We start from the raw sequence: 16,756 nt of genomic DNA on the forward strand, positions 1-16,756 counted from the left end.
TTCCGGCGCGGGATGGTCGACACGCACCGGTGCTCCGGTCGCGCGCCACTGGTGAGCGAATATGGTGGAACTCTGACAATTCGGAATGTATGGGCGGTCAACGGTCTACGGAAGTGCCATGGGTGCATCGCTGGGCGGACACGGCCGACCGGGGTCGGAGCTGGACGAGGCCGTTCTCTCGGCGCTCTTCTCCGAGTCGACAGTGGGCCTGCATGTCCTCGACGCGCAGCTTCGCCTGGTGCGCTTCAACACGGCGGCCCGCTACGTCCGGGCGTTCGCCCTGGAGGAGGCACTGGGCCGTCACCCGAGGGACTGGGCCGGTGACTTCTACAAAGGGGACTATGAGGCGACCGTGCTGGAGGTACTGGAGACGGGTGTGCCGGCTCTGGATGTGGAGGTGCGCGGCCATCTGAGTCCCGAGCAGCCCGAGCTCGTCCTGTCGGTCTCCTGCTTCCGGCTGGAGGACGCGGCCGGCGGCGTCTTGGGGCTGGCGACGGCGGTCGTGGACATCACCGAGCGGAAACGGGCGGCGGCGCGCCTGGCCCTGCTGGAGCGGGCGAGCGGGCGCATCGGCACGACGCTGGACATCTTCCGCACGGCCCAGGAGTTCGCCGACGAGATGGTGCCCGCGCTGGCCGACACGGTGGTCATCGAGGTTCTCGACTCCGTCCTGCGGGGCGAGGTCTCCCCATCGGGCACCGTGATGGAGTTCGGGGCTCTGCGGTGTACGGGCCGTCGTTCCGTCGCTCCGGAGGCCGAGGGGTACCTTCCCTCCATCGGCGAGGCGATCGGCCTGTCCTCGGCGACCCCCTTCGCCCAGTGTCTGTCCGACCTCCGGCCACGCATGATCGAGCACTTGAGCCCGGACGCGGACTGGCTGGGGCGGGAACCGGTGCGCGGGCGCCGCATGATCCAGGCGGGGGCACATTCGGTGCTCGTGCTGCCCTTGGCGGCCCGCGGCTCCGTGGTCGGTGTGGCGCACTGCTACCGGGCAGGCACCGCACACGCCTTCGACGACGGCGAGCTCGCCCTCGCCGCCGAACTCGCCGATCGCGTGGCTCTGTGCCTGGACAACGCCCGGCTGTACACGAGGGAGCGATCGGCCGCCCGTGTACTCCAGCTCAGTCTGCGACCGGCCCGGATCCTCGGTCACGCCGCGGTGGAGACGGCCTACAGCTACTGCCCGCTCGGCGCCGGCGGAGACTGGTTCGACGTCATCCCCCTCTCCGGGGCGCGGGTGGCCCTGGTGACGGGCGACACGGCGGGCAGGGGGCTGAGGGCCGCCGCCACCATGGGCGAGGTGAGGGCCGCGATCAGCGCGCTGGCCGTCCTCGACCTGGCACCCGACGAGGTCCTGGAGCGGCTGCACGCCCTGGTGACCCGTCTCCGCGGAGAACGGCAGCGTGATCCGGACGGCTCGGCTGACGACGAGCTCGAGGACACCACCTGTCTCTACCTCGTCTACAGCCCCATCACCCGCCGTTGCGCGGTCGCGAGTGCCGGGCATCCGCCTCCGGTGCTGGCCCTGCCCGACGGGACCGTCGAATACGCCGTGGTACCCACCGGGCCGTCGCTGGGCCGGGGTCTGTCGAAGTACGGCACGGCCGAGTTCGAAATCGCCGAAGGCAGCATCCTTCTGCTGTCCAACACCGCCATGCTGCGTGCCGTCTCGGAAGACCCGCACGAACAGCTGGTCCGGATCAGCGGTGCGTTGCTGCCGACCGACCGGCCCCTGCAGAAGATCTGTGACGAGGTGCTCTACCGGCTGACGCCGGAGCGCCCGGAGAACGACGCCGTGCTGCTGCTGGCCCGTACCCGCGCCCTGGGAGCGGATCAGGTCGCATCGTGGACGCTGCCCAACCACCCCGCCTCCGTTGCCGAGGCGCGCGCCCGCACCGAGCGCGCACTGGCGGCCTGGGGCCTGGAACAGCACGCCTTCACCGCCACTCTGGTGGTCAGCGAACTCGTCACGAACGCGGTGCGTTACGCGGACGGTCCCATCGAAGTACGCCTCATCCTCGACGGTTCCGCCATCGTCTGCGAGGTGACCGACGACAGCAGTACCGCGCCGCATCTGAGGCACGCGGAAGAGGTCGACGAGGGCGGCCGGGGCCTCTACCTCACCTGGCAGGTCAGCCGCCGCTGGGGAACCCGCCCCGAGGCCCGCGGAAAGACGATCTGGGCGGAAATCGCCCTGTCCGAGGACGGATGAGAGCGTGAGGCCCTCTGGCCGGCGAGTGAGTGCTTCGGGTACGCGGAACAGGGCGCCCTGGTGATGAGGGAGGGAGCCGGTCAGGACCGGCGGTGACGGCCGACCCGGTGACCTGATGCGCGTAGTCCGCCCGGCCGCCGCCACCCGGCCGTGTCGTCCGTTCCTGCCCGGACGGCCGTCCGTTACGCTCGCAGCGCCATACCGGGCCCGAAAATACGGAGGACAGGACGGCGGGGATCAATCGCGAGCGCCTCGTCAGGACGCTGACGTTCTGGCTGCGTCCCGCCTTCGCGTTGCGGGTCATCAACCGGTTCCAGAAGATCGTGGGCTTCGACCGCTCGATGGCCCTGGCATCCAGTGCGCTCACAGCGCTGATCCCGCTCACGATTCTCTGCGGCGCCGTGCTGAGCAGCTTCTCGGACTACGACGCCGCCGAGCGGATCATCCAGCGCTACGGCCTCACCGGACAGGGCGCCGAGGCGGTCAGGTCACTCCTCGCCCCCGCCGAGGGCACCAGCGCGAGCGTGGGTGTCTTCGGAAGCGTGTTCCTGGTCATCTCCGTGCTGAGCTTCGCACGCGCCACACAGCGCCTGTTCGAACAGACCTGGGAACTGACGCCGCTCAGCGTGCGCAACACGAAGAACGGCCTGTGGTGGATCCTCGGGCTCGGCGGCTACGCGGCCCTCACCGGATGGCTCCAAGCGGTCCTCGGGGGGAGCAAGTTCGGGCTGGTGGCTTCGGTGTGCGAGATTCCGGTGAGTGTCGCCTTCCTCGTCTGGAGCGGCTGGGATCTGTCCGCCAAGCGGATCCCCTGGCGCGATCTCCTGCCGTTCGGCATCACGGCGGCCGTCCTGACCGCGCTCTATTCGGTGGGCGCGACCGTCTACCTCCCGCGGCTCTTCAACTCCTACGCATCACGCTACGGAGCGGTCGGTGCCGTGTTCGCGATGATCTCGGCGCTCTTCGCCGCGATGTTCGTCATCGTCGCGTCGGCGGCCCTCGGACGCGAGATGCGCGACGAACTCACCCGGATCCGCGGCGGCGACCGCCCCTCCGACGACGAGGTCCGCCGCCAGTGGGACAGCGTGGTCGAACAGACCCGGTCGCGATGGCGCACCACACGCGAACAGGTCTCCTCCCACCGCCGTACCAAGGACACGAAGAAGCCGTAGGGCTACGTCGCGCGGGCGACGAGGAGGGCGACGTCGTCGTGGTCGTCGGAGTTGCGCAGGCCGTACAGCAGCAGGTCGCAGATCTCCTCGAGCGGCCGGTCCGGTTCGTCGAGGAAGCCGAGAAGAACGTTCAGGCGGTCGTCGATGGGATGCAGCCGGGTCTCGACGAGGCCGTCCGTGTAGAGGACGAGCAGGTCGCCCGGGTTGAGTTCGACCGTGGTGGTCTCGAAGGGGATGCCGCCGACGCCGAGGGGCGCGCCCGACGGCAGGTCCAGCAGTTCGGCGGCGGCGCCGGGACGGGCCAGCGCGGGCGGCATGTGCCCGGCGTTCGCGATGCGGCACTGCCCGGTGCGGGGGTCGTACACGGCGTAGAGACACGTGACGATGTAGTGCTCCAGGTCGCACGTGATCTTGTCGAGGTGGTGGAGCACAGCTCCGGGGTCGAGGTCGAGGTCCGCGTAGGCGCAGGTGGCCGTGCGCAGTCGGCCCATGGTGGCGGCGGCGTCGATGCCGTTGCCCATGACGTCGCCGACGACCAGCGCGGTCCGGTCGCCGGTCAGCGGAATCACGTCGTACCAGTCGCCGCCGACCTCGCTGGTGGCCTGGGCGGGCTGATAGCGGGACGCCACCTCAAGACCGGTGAGATGGGGCGGATGCTCCGGCAGCAGACTGCGCTGAAGAGTGACGGCGGTGTTGCGCACGCTCTGGAACCACCGGGCGTTGTCGATCGCCACGGCGGCACGGGTGGCCAGCTCAGTGGCCAGGACGACGTCGTCGTCGTCGAAGGGGAGCGGGTTGCGGGTGCGCTTGAGGTCGAGGGCACCGAGCACCTCGCCGTGCGCGATCAGCGGAACGGCGAGATACGAGTGGACGCCGGCCCGTGCCAGGAGGGCCGTGCCCTCGGCGTCGCGGGCGATGCGCGGCAGATCGTGCTCGCCGACGTGCCGCACCAGGACCGGCCTGCCGGTGTGGACGCACAGGGTCACCAGGCGGTCACCGTCGTACGCGGCCACGTCGCCCGGAGGGTCGGCGGCGCGCAGCGCCACGGTGGGGTAGGACGCCTTCAGCGCGAGAGCGCGGAAGAACTCCGGGCCGTTGTCCGGCCTGCGCTTGCGGCGGCAGGCCAGGACGGAGTCGAGGACGTCCACCGCGACCACGTCGGCCAGCTCGGGGGCGGCGATCTCGGCCAGTTCGCGAGCGGTCTGCTCCACCTCCAGGGTGGTGCCGACACGGGTGGAGGCGCTGGCGATGAGCGCGAGGCGACGCCGCGCCCGGTCTGCCTCGGCCGCGGCGCGATGGCGTTCGGTGACGTCGACGACCGAGGCGGCCGCGCCCAGGACCCGTCCGCCCGCGTCCTCCAGCCGGTAGAAGGACAGCGACCAGGCGTGTTCGTGGTCGGGATCGACCGGCGGGCGGCCCACGTGGTACTGGTCGAGCAGTGGTGTGCCCGTGGTGAGCACCTGACGCAGAGCGGACTCGACGGTGTCCACGTCGGGAAAGGGCAGCGTCTCGCGCAGATGGCGGCCGACGTGGTCCTCGGCGGGGATGCCGTCGATCCGCTCCAGCGCCGGGTTGACCATGAGATAGCGCAGATCGGGGTCCATCAGGGCCAGACCGATCGGAGACTGGTTGATCAGCTGTTCGGACAGGGCGAGATCGGTCTCCACCCGCTGGAGCAGGGTGTGGTCGGCCGCGATACCGAGGGCGTAGACGTCCCCGAGGTCATCCAGGAGCCGCATGTTGCGGAACTCCATCAGACGGGTGCTGCCGTCCTTGTGCCGGATGGGAAAGGCGCCGGCCCAACTGCGCCCCGTCTCCAGCACATCGGCGAACAGCTTGGTGACGGACTGCAGGTGCTCGGGGTGGATGATCAACCGCGCGGCGTACTTGCCGAGAGCCTCTTCCGCCGAGTAGCCGATGAGTTCCTCGGCCTGCGGGGTCCAGAACACGATGCGCCCGTCGGCGTCGAGGACCATCGCGGCCACACTGAGCACATCCAGCAGGCCGGTCGGCCGGGAAGGGTCGGGCTCGTAGCCTCCACTGTCGGACTGCGAGGAATCGGCTGTCATCCCTGGCTCTCCTCCACCGGCCGCGGCGCGGTGTGCCGGGCTCCGTCGCCGTCGCCGCGCACCTGTATGCCGACCCCGGCCCTTCCATGCTGCGCCCTCCCCCCGGCCTTGCCCACTCCAGAGCAGCACGTTGGCATGTTCAGGGCCAGGGAGCGGGTGCTGTGCGGCGCTGCCCGGTCCGGTGATCATCCGCCGGGCCTGCACATCGGGCGGACAAGCAGGAACATGGTCGTGTGTAAAGGATGAGAGCTTCATGGTTTCTGCGCAGGAAGGTTCCGATGCGCCCGCGTCCGAAGGACCGGGCGATCCCTTCGACGCGTCCACGGACGCGGCGGCGGTGGTGTCCGGCGACGGGGTGGTGCTGGGCTGGACCCGGGGTGCCGAAGCGCTCCTCGGCTACCCGGCGGCCGAGATGGTCGGCTCCTCGGCCGCGCATCTGCTCGCGCTGCCCAGGGACCCGTTGCGGGTGGCGGGCGTCGCGGACCGGTGCCGCGCCGGAATGGGCTGGAGCGGCCTCATCCCCGTACGGCACCGCGACGGCCGGCGCATCGACGTGGACCTGCGCGTGTCCGCGTCCTTCCGTATGGGCGAGAGCGAGTGCTTCCTGATCTCGGCACGGGACCGGAGACGGCAGTGGACCGTTGGCCCGGCCTTCCTCGACGGATTCCTGACCCGCTCACCGGTCGGCATGGCGGTGCTGGACCTGCAGCTGCGCTACGTCTGGATGAACGACACCCTGGAACATCTGGGCGGTGTGCCCCGCGAACAGCGGCTCGGGCGTCGGCTCTCCGAACTGCTGCCGGGGTTCCAGTCGGAGACGATCGAGGGCCTGATGCACAAGGTCCTGACGACCGGCGAGCCCGTGATCGACTACGAGTACCTGGGCTGGAGCTGGGCCGACCCGCATCGCCGACACGCCTATTCCACCTCGTTCTTCCCGCTGCTGGGCGTCGACAACTCGTACACCGGTGTGTGTTACATGGTCCTGGACGTCACCGAGCGGTGGAACGCCCGTCTGCTCCTGTCGCTGGTCAACGAAGCCGGTACCACCATCGGCAGGACGCTCGACGTCATGCGGACGGCGCAGGAGCTCGCGGACTTCGCCGTTCCGCGCTTCGCGGACTTCGTCGTCGTCGACCTCCTGGAATCCGTCCTCAGCACCGAGGGACACGGAGCCTGGCTGTCGGACGCGGGACCGGCGCCCGCGAAGCCGATGATGCGGCGCGCCGGCATGAACTCGGTGCGGGAGGGCTGCCCGGAGGCCGTGGCCCGGATCGGGGACCGGGCGGACTTCCTCCCGCCGCCCCACGACGTGCACCTGCTCACCAACGGCGAGCCGGTCCTCATCCAGGTACTCGACCCGAACGACGACCTGTGGATCGTCGAAGAGCCCGAGAGAGCGGAGAGCATCCGCCGGTACGGGCTGCACTCCCTCATCTCCGTGCCGATGCGGGCACGCAACACCGCCCTCGGCCTCACCACGTTCGTACGATCCATCAATCCGGTCTCGTTCCAGCCCGACGACGTCCTGCTGGCACGCGAGGTGGTGGCACGCGCGGCGCTGTGTGTCGACAACGCCCGCCGCTACACCCGCGAACACACGGCGGCGGTCACCCTTCAGCGCAGTCTGCTGCCCCATGCCCTGACAGGCGGGACAGCGCTGGAGATCGCCTCCTCCTATCTGCCGGCGGACCCGAGCGGCGGGGTCGGCGGCGACTGGTTCGACGTCATTCCGCTGTCCGGTGCCCGCGTCGGCCTGGTCGTCGGCGATGTCGTCGGCCACGGCATCACCGCGGCGGCCACCATGGGCCGGCTGCGCACCGCGGTGCAGACCCTCGCCGACATGGAGATGCCTCCCGACGAACTGCTGGCGCACCTCGACGACCTCGTGCTCCGGCTGAGCGAGGAGCGGACCCATGAGCAGGAGGCCGACCGGAGCACGACCGCGTCCTTCCTCGGAGCGACCTGTCTGTACGCCGTCTACGATCCCGTTACCAGGCGCTGCACGATGGCTCGGGCCGGACATCCGCCCCCCGTCGTCGTCGCCCCCGACGGGCAGGTCACCTTTCCGGAACTGCCCGCCGGCCCTCCGCTCGGGCTCGGCGGGATGGCGTTCGAGAGCCATGAACTCGAACTCGCCGAGAACAGCCTGATCGGTCTCTACACCGACGGCCTCGTCGAGGGCGGGCACTACGACATGGAACTCGGCATGGCACGCCTCGGGGAACTGCTCGCACGGTCGGACCCCGACCTCGAAGCACTGTGCTCGGACGTCGTACGGCAGCTCGTGCCCGTGCCCCAGCCCGATGACATCGCCCTGCTCCTGGCGCGCACCCACACCCTGGGAGACGACCATGTCGTCTCGTGGGAGGTGCCGGTGGACCCGGCCGCCGTCTCCGACATGCGGGCCCGTGCCACACGCGTCGTCGAATCCTGGGGTCTCGGGGAACTGACCATGACGACGGAACTCATCGTGAGCGAACTGGTCACCAACGCGATCCGCTACGCCGAACCGCCCATTCGACTGCGGCTGCTCTGCGACACCCGCCTGACCTGTGAGGTCTCCGACGCCAGCAGCACCGCCCCACGGCTCAGACACGCCCGGAGCATGGACGAAGGCGGCCGCGGTCTCTTTCTGGTGGCCCAACTCGCCCATCGCTGGGGCGCTCGCCACTCGGCGGAGGGAAAGGTCATCTGGGCCGAACAGGAGATTCCGTGAGTACACCGGACCTCAGCGGCCGGCTCCGCACGGGCCGCGTTCCTCAGCCGAGGCCGGCCTCCGGCCGGTCCGCCCGGCCCGAACCGCCGTCCTGGTCGCCCGAACCGCCGTCCTGGTCGCCCGAACCGCCGTCCTGGTCGCCCGAACCGCCGTCCTGGTCGCCGGGATCGACGCCGTAGTCGCCGAGACCGACGCCGTGGCTGTCGCACCAGGAACGGTACGCGGCGACCGCCGTGGGCAGCGTGGGGAAGATCCGGTCCTCGCCGACGGACGAGCTCAGCCCGTAGGCGTCCAGGTCGTCGCGCAGATCCTGCTTGACCCGGGCCATCGCGAACTCGATCCCGCGCCCGTCGAGTTCCTGCCGCAGCTCGTCCAGCGAGTCCAGCGCGGTGATGTCCACCTCCACATTGGCCTCGGCGTTGAGGACGAACCACCTGACCGGGATCTCCTGTTCGGCCACCGCGCCCAGGGCACTGCGCCGGAAGTCCTCCGCGTTGGCGAAGAACAGCGGGGAGTCGTAGCGGTAGACCAGCAGACCGGGGATCACCCGGGCCTCGGGGAAGTCGTCGACGTCGTGCATGCCGGCCACGCCCGGCACCAGTCCCTGGACCGCGTCGTGCGGGCGCGCCACCCTGCTCAGCAACTCGGCGACCGACAGACCAACGGCCACGAGCACCCCGTACAGGATGTCGAGGGCGAGGACTCCGACGAGACAGCCGAGGGCCAGCAGGAGTTCCCGGCGCCGGAAGGACGCCAGCCGCCGGAAGCCGGCCAGGTCGATCATCCGGATCGCGGCGTAGACGACCAGCGCGCCGAGGACGGCCATGGGGGTGTTGGTGAGAAGGGGACTCAGGAACAGCAGGACGGCCAGCACGGAAACCCCGGCGGTGAGCCCGTACGCCTGACTGTGCGCCCCCGTGGACTGCGCGAGAGCCGTACGACTGGCGCTGCTGCTCACCGGGAACCCCTGAAGGGTGCCGGCGCCGAGGTTCACGGCGCCCAGGGCCAGCAACTCCTGGTTCGCGTCCAGCTCCGTACCGCCGTCGTCGGTCGTGAAGGCACGCGCGGTCAGGATGAAGTCGGTGTAGCCCACGAGCAGGACACCGACGGCCGGCAGCAGCAGTTCGGGCAGGTTGCCGAGATCGGGCAGTTCAGGGCGGGGCAGCCCGGCCGGAATCTCCCCGATCACCGCGAGGCCGTGGTCCTGGAGGTCGAACGCCGCGACCACGGCCGTGCCGAGGACGAGCGCGAGCAGCGGCCCCGGAATCCTCCAGCGGAAGCGCGTCGCCACGTACAGGAAGACCAGCGTCACGGCACTGAAGATCACCGTTGTGGGATGGACCTCGTCCAGGTTCCCGAAGAAGGACGCCAGCTTCGGAAAGAACCCCGAACCATCCGTCGGGACACCGGTGAGCTTGGTGAGCTGATCCACCATCATGATCAGCGCCACGCCCGCCAGATACCCGATCAGCACGGGCCGGGAGAGCAGATCGGCCACGAATCCCAGCCGCGCCGCCCACGCCACGAGACACATCAGACCCACAGCGAAGGCGAGCGCGGAGGCCAGGACCGCGTACCGCGCCGGATCGCCGCCGGCGAGGGGCCCCACGACCGTCGCGGTCATCAGCGCCGTCGTCGACTCCGGGCCCACCGACAGAAGCCGGGACGAGCCCAGGAGGGCGTACAGCACGATGGCGGGCAGGATCGCCCACAGACCCACGACGGGCGGCAGCCCCGCGACACTGGCGTACGCCATGACCTGCGGCACCAGATAGGCCGCGACCGTGACCCCGGCCAGCAGGTCCCCGCGCAGCCAGCTCCGCCGGTACCCCCTGAGCACCGCGAGACCGGGGACGCCCGGCACAGCACGACGCCACCCTCCGCCTGGGGTGCCGGGGTGCTTCGACACGGCCGTCCTTCGGGGTAGGTCCGCGCCGGACGGGCACGGACACGGGCCCGCCCACTCACTCGGTGCGCTGCGCCCTGCGGGCCAGGAGCTTACCCACCTCCCACAGGACCAGGAGTGCGACGGCGGACAGCAGGGCCCAGCCGAACTGCCGCAGATCGATCTGGGTGGTGCCGAGGATGCGACGGAACCCGTCCATCTGGGTCACCAGGACCGCGAGGACGAACTGGGCCAGTGCCGTCCAGTTCATCTGCTTGCTGTCGAACGTGCTCGTCGTCAGCACCGAATCCGTCTCGCTGCGGCATTCGAACGCGGCCACGATCAGACAGAGCGCGAACGCCGTGAACGCCATCGAGCTGCCGATGTGGACGCTGTCGAAGCGGGATTCGCCCAGCTTGATCAGCCCGAGCAGGATGAGCGTGATCGCCAGCCCGCTGAGGGAGACGGTCACCATCACGGGCCGGGTCAGCACCGACTCCCCCCGAGGACGCGGCCTGCGCCGCATGAGTCCCGCGCTCTCCTTGTCGAAGCCGAGCGCGAAGCCGAAGGAGGCGTTGACCACGAAGTGGATCCACAACACCTGCGGCGGGGTGAAGGGTTCACCGGCCGCGATGTTGAAGATGGTCGCCCCTAGGAAGGTCAGGACGAAGGTGACCAGCAGCAGGAGCACGAAGCGGATGTACTTGGTGAGGTTGTCGTAGAGATTGCGGCCCTGTTCCACGGCGTAGACGATCGTCGCGAAGTTGTCGTCGGACAGGATCATCCGCGCCGCGTTCTTCGCCACGTCCGTACCGCTGCCCATGGCGATACCGATGTCGGCGGACTTGATGGCGGGAGCGTCGTTGACACCGTCGCCGGTCATCGCGACGACATCGCCCTTCTTCTTGAGCGTGGCCGCCAGCAGCACCTTGTGCTCCGGCGCGACCCGACCCACCACCCCGATGTCGTCGATGCGGGCCAGTTGCTCGTGCTCCGGCAGCGCGGCGAAGTCCGCGCCGAGGACCGCCTCGCCGGGGATCCCGAGCTGCCGGGCGATGGCGGCACCCGTCGTGACGTCGTCCCCGGTCACCATGCGGACCCGGATATGGGCGGCCTGGGCGTTGGCCACGGCGGCCCGGGACTCCTCGCGGGGCGGGTCGACCATCCCGACCAGGCTGGTCATCCGCAGGCCCGTGACATAGCCCAGCAGATCTCCGCCGGGATCGAAGTCGTCCGGGTCCAGATCCCGGGTGGCCGCCGCCATCACCCGGCGTCCCTCACCGCCCATGCGCTCGGCCTGCTCGTCGGCGCGCCGGCTGAGCTCCGCGTCCCACGGGACGGTCGCGCCGCCCGAGAGCGCCGTGGCCGCGCGGGCCGTCACCGCCGGAGCCGCTCCCTTGACGAAACAGCGCACCACCGGCCGGCCGGAGGAGTCGACCGTGGAGTTGAAGGTCGCCATCAACTTGTAATCCGGGTCGAAGGGCAGGGTGGCGAGACGCGGCAGCCGCTCGCGCGTGGCATCGATGTCCAGCCCCGCCTTGTGGGCCAGTACCAGGAACGCGCCCTCCGTGGGATCGCCCACGACCTCGCCGTCCACCAGCCTGGCGTCGTTCGCGACGAGGTACGGAAGGATCACGTCCTCGATGCTCGCGGAGGAGCCCGCGGCATGCTGGATCCTTCCGTCGAGGCCGTAGCCCGTGCCCGAGACGGTGTAGCGGTCCGTGGGGGTCACGACCTCCACGGCCGTCATCTGGTTCATGGTCAGGGTGCCGGTCTTGTCCGAGTTGATCGCCGACGTGAACGCCAGGGTCTCGACGGACGGCAGCTCCTTCACGATCGCGTTGCGCTTCGCCAGATTGAGACTGCCGACGGACAGGATCGCCTGGGTCACCGTGGGCAGGGCCTCGGGAATGGCGGCGATGGCCAGCGAGACCGCGCTGACGAACAGGGCGTCCCACGCCTGGTCGCGGCGGTACCCGAGCGCGAACATCACGATCATGGTCAGGCCCGCGGCGGCCGTGATCCACAGCGTCAGCGTGTCGAGCTCCTTGGTGAGCGGCGCCTCCTCCCTCTCGGTCGCCGACAGCATCTCCGAGATCTTTCCGAGCTCGGTGCCCTCACCCGTCCCGGTGACGACCACGACACCGCTGCCGTGGGTGACCGGGGTGTGCATGAACGCCATGTTCGACTGATCCCCCGGGCCCATGAGGACGGCCGGAAGTGTCGTGGCGTCCTTCGAGGCGGGAACGCTCTCGCCGGTGAGCGCCGACTCGTCGATCTGCAACGCATGGGCTTCGACGATCCGCCCGTCCGCCGGAACTTGGTCGCCGGCGGTGATGTGCACGACATCGCCCACGACCAGTTGCTCCGCCGGGATCTCCGACTCGGTTCCGTCCCGTCTGACCCGGGCCGTCGCCGTCAGCATGGACTGGAGCGCGTTCATCGCGCTCTCTGCCTTCCCCTCCTGCCGCAGACCCACGACCGCGTTCAGCAGGGTCAGCAGGACGAGCAGGATCGCGGTGGTCCACTCGGCGATCGCCAGCGAGACGACCGCGGCCACCAGGAGGACGACCTGCATATAGCTGCGGTACTGGTCGACGAACCGCCGCCACGCCGGCTTCGGCTTCTCCTCCGGCAGCGTGTTCGGCCCGTTCTCGGCGAGCAGTTCGGCGACCCGTGCCGCGGTGAGTCCGGACGCGGGATCGACACCGAAGGCCGACGCGACGTCCTGCGGAGCACGCGCGTACCAGAGCTCCGGAGCAACGCGCTCCGGAGCCTTTGGGCCGCTCGACTGCATCCCCATCTCAGCTCTCCGATCTGGATTCGGTCCGCCGCCCGTGTTCCGAGGGCCCCGAGCGACCTACTTCCGCTTGCCCTTCCCGGTCCGCGATGCCGCGCCGGACGCCTGCCGCCCCTTCGCCCTACGGCCGCTCCCGCGCTGTCCGTCGCCCGCTTCGGGGACCGGATGACCGGCTGCGTACGGATCGGCCGGCGCACCCTTGGGAGCGTCGGCCTCCAGTTCGCGCCGCGCGGCCCGGAGGTCCTTGCGGGCCTCCTTGCCGAGCACCGGGTAACTGGGGTCGATGTCCATGAGCGTGTGGGCCAGCACCGCCGCGGTGGAGAGGCGCGCGAACCACTTCCGGTCCGCCGGGACGACGTACCAGGGCGCCCACGGCGTACTCGTATGCGAGAGCATCTCGGAGAACGCGTGCTGATACTCGTCCCACCGCCGGCGTTCCCGGACGTCGGCGGCGGAGAACTTCCAGTTCCGCTGCGGCACGTCGAGCCGCTTCATGAAACGGGTGCGCTGCTCTTCCTTGGACAGGTTCAGGAAGATCTTCACGACCTTGAACCCGTTGTCGGTCAGGTAGCGCTCCCAGTCGTTGATGGCCCGGTAGCGGCGGTCCCAGATGTCCGCCCCGCGCACGTCCGCCGGCAGTCGCTGCCGGTCGAGGAGCTCCGGGTGCACCCGGACGACGAGTACCTCCTCGTAGTGCGAACGGTTGAAGATCGCGATGTCGCCACGGGCGGGCAGTCTGGTGGCGTACCGCCACAGGTAGTCGTGGTCGAGCTCTTCGGCGGAGGGCTGTTTGAAGCTGCTGACCTTGACGCCTTGCGGGTTCACCCCGCTCATGACGTGTCGGATCGTGCCGTCCTTGCCTCCGGCGTCGAGCGCCTGAAGACAGAGCAGTACGCCGTACGCGTCCTGGGCCGCCAGCCGTTCCTGGTACTCGGCGAGCAGGGACACGCCCGTGCGCAGCAGCTCCACACCGTGCTTCTTCTTCAGACCGGCCTTGTACCGGGGGTCGAAGTCCTCGCCCAGGTCCACCCGCGAGCCGGGCTCGACCCGTAGTGGCTCGATGAGCTTCGCGATGCGTTCGGCCCTGGCATCCGTCATGACGACCCGCCTCTTTTCCTGTCACGGGGAGCACCGCGCGGTCATGAGCGCTCACCGACACCGCCCAGGTCGGACGCGGGCGCGGGCCGTAGCCTGGCGGGAATCCACCGGCCGAGCAGGGACGGGCGTCCCGGGCTTTCGGCCTGCCGCTCCGCCGTCGCTGCCGGTGCCGGCCGCTCGGCGGTCGGGTCGCCGACGGCCGTCGGCGCGTGGGAGACCTCTTCATCGGGCAGGGCGCCGAGCAGCGCCCGGACGCGGCGTTCGACCAGGATCGGGACGTACGTCCGGACCTTCGCCTGCTGGAACGAACCGCGGGCCGTCGCGACCACTTCATCCACGACGGACGGGTCGACCGAGGGGTACGCGGCCTTCAGCCTCGCGGCCAGGCGGAGGAGGGCGACCGCCTCGTCCTGGCGGACAGCCTTGTGAGCCGCGGGGTCTGCCGTCGGTACGGTGCCCGCGGGCGGAGCGGGAGCGCGACTCGCTTCCCGCGGTGCGCCGCCCTCGTCGGCCGTGGATGCCGGCTCGTCCGTCTTCATCGCTCAACCACCCGCGCGCTCGCAAGACTCGAGCCTCAAAGGGGCGGAGACCGTAGGGCCAACGGTCCCGATCCGACCGCCCCGAGACGGCTCGACGGCCGGGTACGAGGCCGTCCCACTCATTCTGGGTCCGCCCGGTCGAAACCGCCTCACGGACGGTGCGTCCTCACCGGTGCCTGCCCGGTCGCGGGCGCGGCCGTCGCAAACGGCCGCTCGCGGGACGGCACAAGGGCCGTGCCCGCGTAGCGACCGATCGTGTGAGGTCGGGTGGCGGCTCGTCGCCGGAGTGCGCGCGGAGGCCCCGATCGCTCGCGGAGGTCAGGTGGTGCGCAGGGTCCGCTGGGCGAGGCGGTACGCGGGAAGCATCTCTGTGTGCTCCCCGGTGTCCAGTCCGCCGAGGTGCAGGACGACCGGGCCGTCATGCGTGGTGACGGCGAAGGCGGACTCCTTCTTCGACTCGTGGAAGGACTCGCTGGTGTAGACGTACTCCACCTCGGTGCCGGAGAGGCCACCCGCGTCGAACGTGCGGTAGACCGCCTTGCTCGCGCCGTGCTCGGCCGCCACGAAGGCCTTGAGTACGGTGCCGGCGTCATCGGCGCCCGGTTTTCCGGTCCAGACCCTGAGGTAGCCGATGTTCCCGGCGGGTTTGGCATCGATCTCGCAGGCGAGGGTCACCGGTCCCTGCCGAAACAGCGGATCGGTGAGGTCCCTGGAGCCGTCCGATCCGATCGGGGCCTGCGCCGCCGCGTCGATGGACTGCGGCTTCCAGTTCTCGGCCGTGTCGAAACTGACCGGCAGTTCGCAGGCCGAGCCCGCGGGACCGAGTGAGCCGCCGCTCTTGGCCACGGTGCCGGTGGCACCGGACGTCCGGTCCGTGGACGTCGCGCTCGTGCCCGCCCGCGGGCTCTCGTCGGCGGTGGTCGAGCAGCCCGTCGCCACAACGGTCGACAAGGCCACGTACACCGCTCCGTGCCACCCGCCCCGTGTCCCGACAACCATGATGTGCTCCCCCTCGGTCCTGTGGACACAATGTAGACGAGGGCATGGCTGTGGGGTGCGGGGCGGGTGGGAAGGTTCCGTCTGTGGACCGGGCAGGAAGTGTCCGCTGTGACGGGCTGGTGACTGACGTCCCGTCACCCATGTTCAGCTCGACCGCAGTTGGCCCGAACATCACCAGGGTGCGGGCAGGACACATGTCACTGCCTGCGCGCTGTCGGGCGCTCCCGGTGGGTGGGCGGAGGGTCAGCCGAAGGCCTTGACCGCCTGGTAGTAGGTCCAGGCCGTGCTGTCGCAGGAGACCTTCGTCGCGCCGCTGTAATTGGCACAGACGCGCTCGAGGTCTGCGTACAGGGCGCTGTCGAGACGCGACTTGTTGGCATCGAAGGCGCCGGCGGCCTTGTAGTTGCGGTAGCCGAAGTCGTGGCGGGCGCATGAGGTGGCGAAGGGGAAGCCGAACGGGTTGTCCGGCGAGGAGGAACAGTAGTCCGTGGACCAGTCGAACGCATACGCTGACCAGGCGGACTGGTTCGCGCGGGCGGCGACCCAGGTGTTGTAGCTCGACGTGCTGGTCTGGGTCCAACTGGACAGGACTTGGGGCTTGTCGGCAGGGGCGGCGCTAGCGGCTGTAGCGGTCGCCGTGATGGTTGCCAGAGCCATGGCCGAGGCGGCAAGGCCGGTGGCGAGTCTTCGGTGCATCCCACACCTCCATGAGGCTGCGACCCGCCCATCGGGCTGCAGGTTCATGACAAGAATGATCGGCATCGCGACCCTCCTTGCATAGTGCTTTGACCCCAACAATCAATTAACTCAGGGGAGTTGGGGGGAGGCGTTTCATGTCTGCGACCACCATGGTCGACTATGGCTGGATGTGTTCCGCGGGGCTTGGGGGGTGTCACTCCCGGGCACGACAACGGGGGGTTGACGTGACAACGGGGGGTTGTCATGCTGGGGGCATGGCGAACGCGAAGGATCTCTCCGAGCATCAGTCAACTCTCAGTCGCATCAAGGAAGTACGCGCACAGGCCATTCACCATGCGCGCCTGGCCCGGCAGTTCGCTGTCGAAAGGCGCGAGTTGATGCAGAGCCTCATCGATCAGGGGGTGTCGCAAGCGGACATCGCGCGGGAACTCGGTGTGACGCGGCAGGCCATTCAGAAGATGCTGGCCTGCTAGTAGTGCCTGGTCAGGTCGGTTGGAGTGGTGCGTGTCCTTGGGGCTTGGTGTGGCGTTGAGGGTGTGTGACTCCGGACGAGATTGCTGTGGT

11 protein-coding genes are annotated in these 16,756 nt (G+C 69.7%); 4 read left to right on the forward strand and 7 right to left on the reverse strand.

All coding sequences use genetic code 11. The features are described from left to right. Positions 1-118: 118 nt before the first annotated feature. Both ACZ4N5_RS28855 and ACZ4N5_RS28860 read left to right on the forward strand, forming a co-directional pair. Positions 119-2,212, forward strand: a complete 2,094-nt coding sequence (locus tag ACZ4N5_RS28855; RefSeq protein WP_467759962.1) for a SpoIIE family protein phosphatase — start codon at positions 119-121, stop codon at positions 2,210-2,212. A gap of 293 nt (positions 2,213-2,505) precedes the next feature. Then, positions 2,506-3,384, forward strand: a complete 879-nt coding sequence (locus ACZ4N5_RS28860; RefSeq protein ID WP_467759963.1) for a YhjD/YihY/BrkB family envelope integrity protein — start codon at positions 2,506-2,508, stop codon at positions 3,382-3,384. A 2-nt stretch (positions 3,385-3,386) separates the two neighbouring features. Here ACZ4N5_RS28860 and ACZ4N5_RS28865 read toward each other — a convergent pair whose 3' ends face one another. Continuing rightward, the gene (locus ACZ4N5_RS28865; RefSeq protein ID WP_467759964.1) at positions 3,387-5,453 is read right to left on the reverse strand and encodes a SpoIIE family protein phosphatase; all 2,067 of its coding nucleotides are present in this window, start codon (positions 5,451-5,453) and stop codon (positions 3,387-3,389) included. Positions 5,454-5,706: 253 nt separating this feature from the next. Here ACZ4N5_RS28865 and ACZ4N5_RS28870 point away from each other — a divergent pair, with 253 nt between their 5' ends. Further along, positions 5,707-8,172 carry a SpoIIE family protein phosphatase gene (locus ACZ4N5_RS28870; RefSeq protein WP_467759965.1) on the forward strand — a complete coding sequence of 822 codons (2,466 nt, stop codon included), beginning with the start codon at positions 5,707-5,709 and terminating at the stop codon, positions 8,170-8,172. Positions 8,173-8,215: 43 nt separating this feature from the next. Here the strand turns inward: ACZ4N5_RS28870 and ACZ4N5_RS28875 are convergent, their stop codons facing one another. The 6 genes from ACZ4N5_RS28875 to ACZ4N5_RS28900 all read right to left on the reverse strand — a co-directional run bounded on the left by ACZ4N5_RS28875 (position 8,216) and on the right by ACZ4N5_RS28900 (position 16,189). After that, positions 8,216-10,081: a SulP family inorganic anion transporter gene (locus tag ACZ4N5_RS28875; protein ID WP_467759966.1), complete on the reverse strand. Its 1,866-nt coding sequence runs from the start codon at positions 10,079-10,081 to the stop codon at positions 8,216-8,218. A 55-nt stretch (positions 10,082-10,136) separates the two neighbouring features. Then, positions 10,137-12,854 carry a cation-translocating P-type ATPase gene (locus ACZ4N5_RS28880; RefSeq protein ID WP_467759979.1) on the reverse strand — a complete coding sequence of 906 codons (2,718 nt, stop codon included), beginning with the start codon at positions 12,852-12,854 and terminating at the stop codon, positions 10,137-10,139. A gap of 63 nt (positions 12,855-12,917) precedes the next feature. Continuing rightward, positions 12,918-13,955 (reverse strand): polyphosphate kinase 2 family protein, encoded by a 1,038-nt coding sequence (locus ACZ4N5_RS28885; RefSeq protein WP_467759967.1) that lies wholly within the window; start codon positions 13,953-13,955, stop codon positions 12,918-12,920. A gap of 41 nt (positions 13,956-13,996) precedes the next feature. Further along, a complete protein-coding gene (locus ACZ4N5_RS28890; RefSeq protein WP_467759968.1) occupies positions 13,997-14,494 on the reverse strand; it encodes a three-helix bundle dimerization domain-containing protein in 498 nt (165 codons plus the stop codon). A gap of 318 nt (positions 14,495-14,812) precedes the next feature. Continuing rightward, entirely contained in the window at positions 14,813-15,493 is a 681-nt protein-coding gene (locus ACZ4N5_RS28895) for a lipoprotein (RefSeq protein WP_467759969.1), read from the reverse strand. Positions 15,494-15,736: 243 nt separating this feature from the next. Further along, positions 15,737-16,189 (reverse strand): phospholipase, encoded by a 453-nt coding sequence (locus ACZ4N5_RS28900; RefSeq protein ID WP_467759970.1) that lies wholly within the window; start codon positions 16,187-16,189, stop codon positions 15,737-15,739. Positions 16,190-16,446: 257 nt separating this feature from the next. On the opposite strand from ACZ4N5_RS28900, the gene ACZ4N5_RS28905 reads away from it, so the two are divergent. Continuing rightward, the gene (locus ACZ4N5_RS28905) at positions 16,447-16,665 is read left to right on the forward strand and encodes a hypothetical protein (protein ID WP_467759971.1); all 219 of its coding nucleotides are present in this window, start codon (positions 16,447-16,449) and stop codon (positions 16,663-16,665) included. Positions 16,666-16,756: the final 91 nt, after the last annotated feature.

It is taken from the genome of Streptomyces sp. NPDC026500 (assembly GCF_055567635.1).

Coding starts and splice junctions, on each gene's coding strand:
- ACZ4N5_RS28865 (WP_467759964.1), bottom strand. CDS start 5,453: ATGACAGCCGATTCCTCGCAGTCCGACAGTGGAGGCTACGAGCCCGAC.
- ACZ4N5_RS28890 (WP_467759968.1), bottom strand. CDS start 14,494: ATGAAGACGGACGAGCCGGCATCCACGGCCGACGAGGGCGGCGCACCG.
- ACZ4N5_RS28885 (WP_467759967.1), bottom strand. CDS start 13,955: ATGACGGATGCCAGGGCCGAACGCATCGCGAAGCTCATCGAGCCACTA.
- ACZ4N5_RS28900 (WP_467759970.1), bottom strand. CDS start 16,189: ATGCACCGAAGACTCGCCACCGGCCTTGCCGCCTCGGCCATGGCTCTG.
- ACZ4N5_RS28905 (WP_467759971.1), top strand. CDS start 16,447: ATGGCGAACGCGAAGGATCTCTCCGAGCATCAGTCAACTCTCAGTCGC.
- ACZ4N5_RS28880 (WP_467759979.1), bottom strand. CDS start 12,854: ATGCAGTCGAGCGGCCCAAAGGCTCCGGAGCGCGTTGCTCCGGAGCTC.
- ACZ4N5_RS28870 (WP_467759965.1), top strand. CDS start 5,707: ATGGTTTCTGCGCAGGAAGGTTCCGATGCGCCCGCGTCCGAAGGACCG.
- ACZ4N5_RS28855 (WP_467759962.1), top strand. CDS start 119: ATGGGTGCATCGCTGGGCGGACACGGCCGACCGGGGTCGGAGCTGGAC.
- ACZ4N5_RS28895 (WP_467759969.1), bottom strand. CDS start 15,493: ATGGTTGTCGGGACACGGGGCGGGTGGCACGGAGCGGTGTACGTGGCC.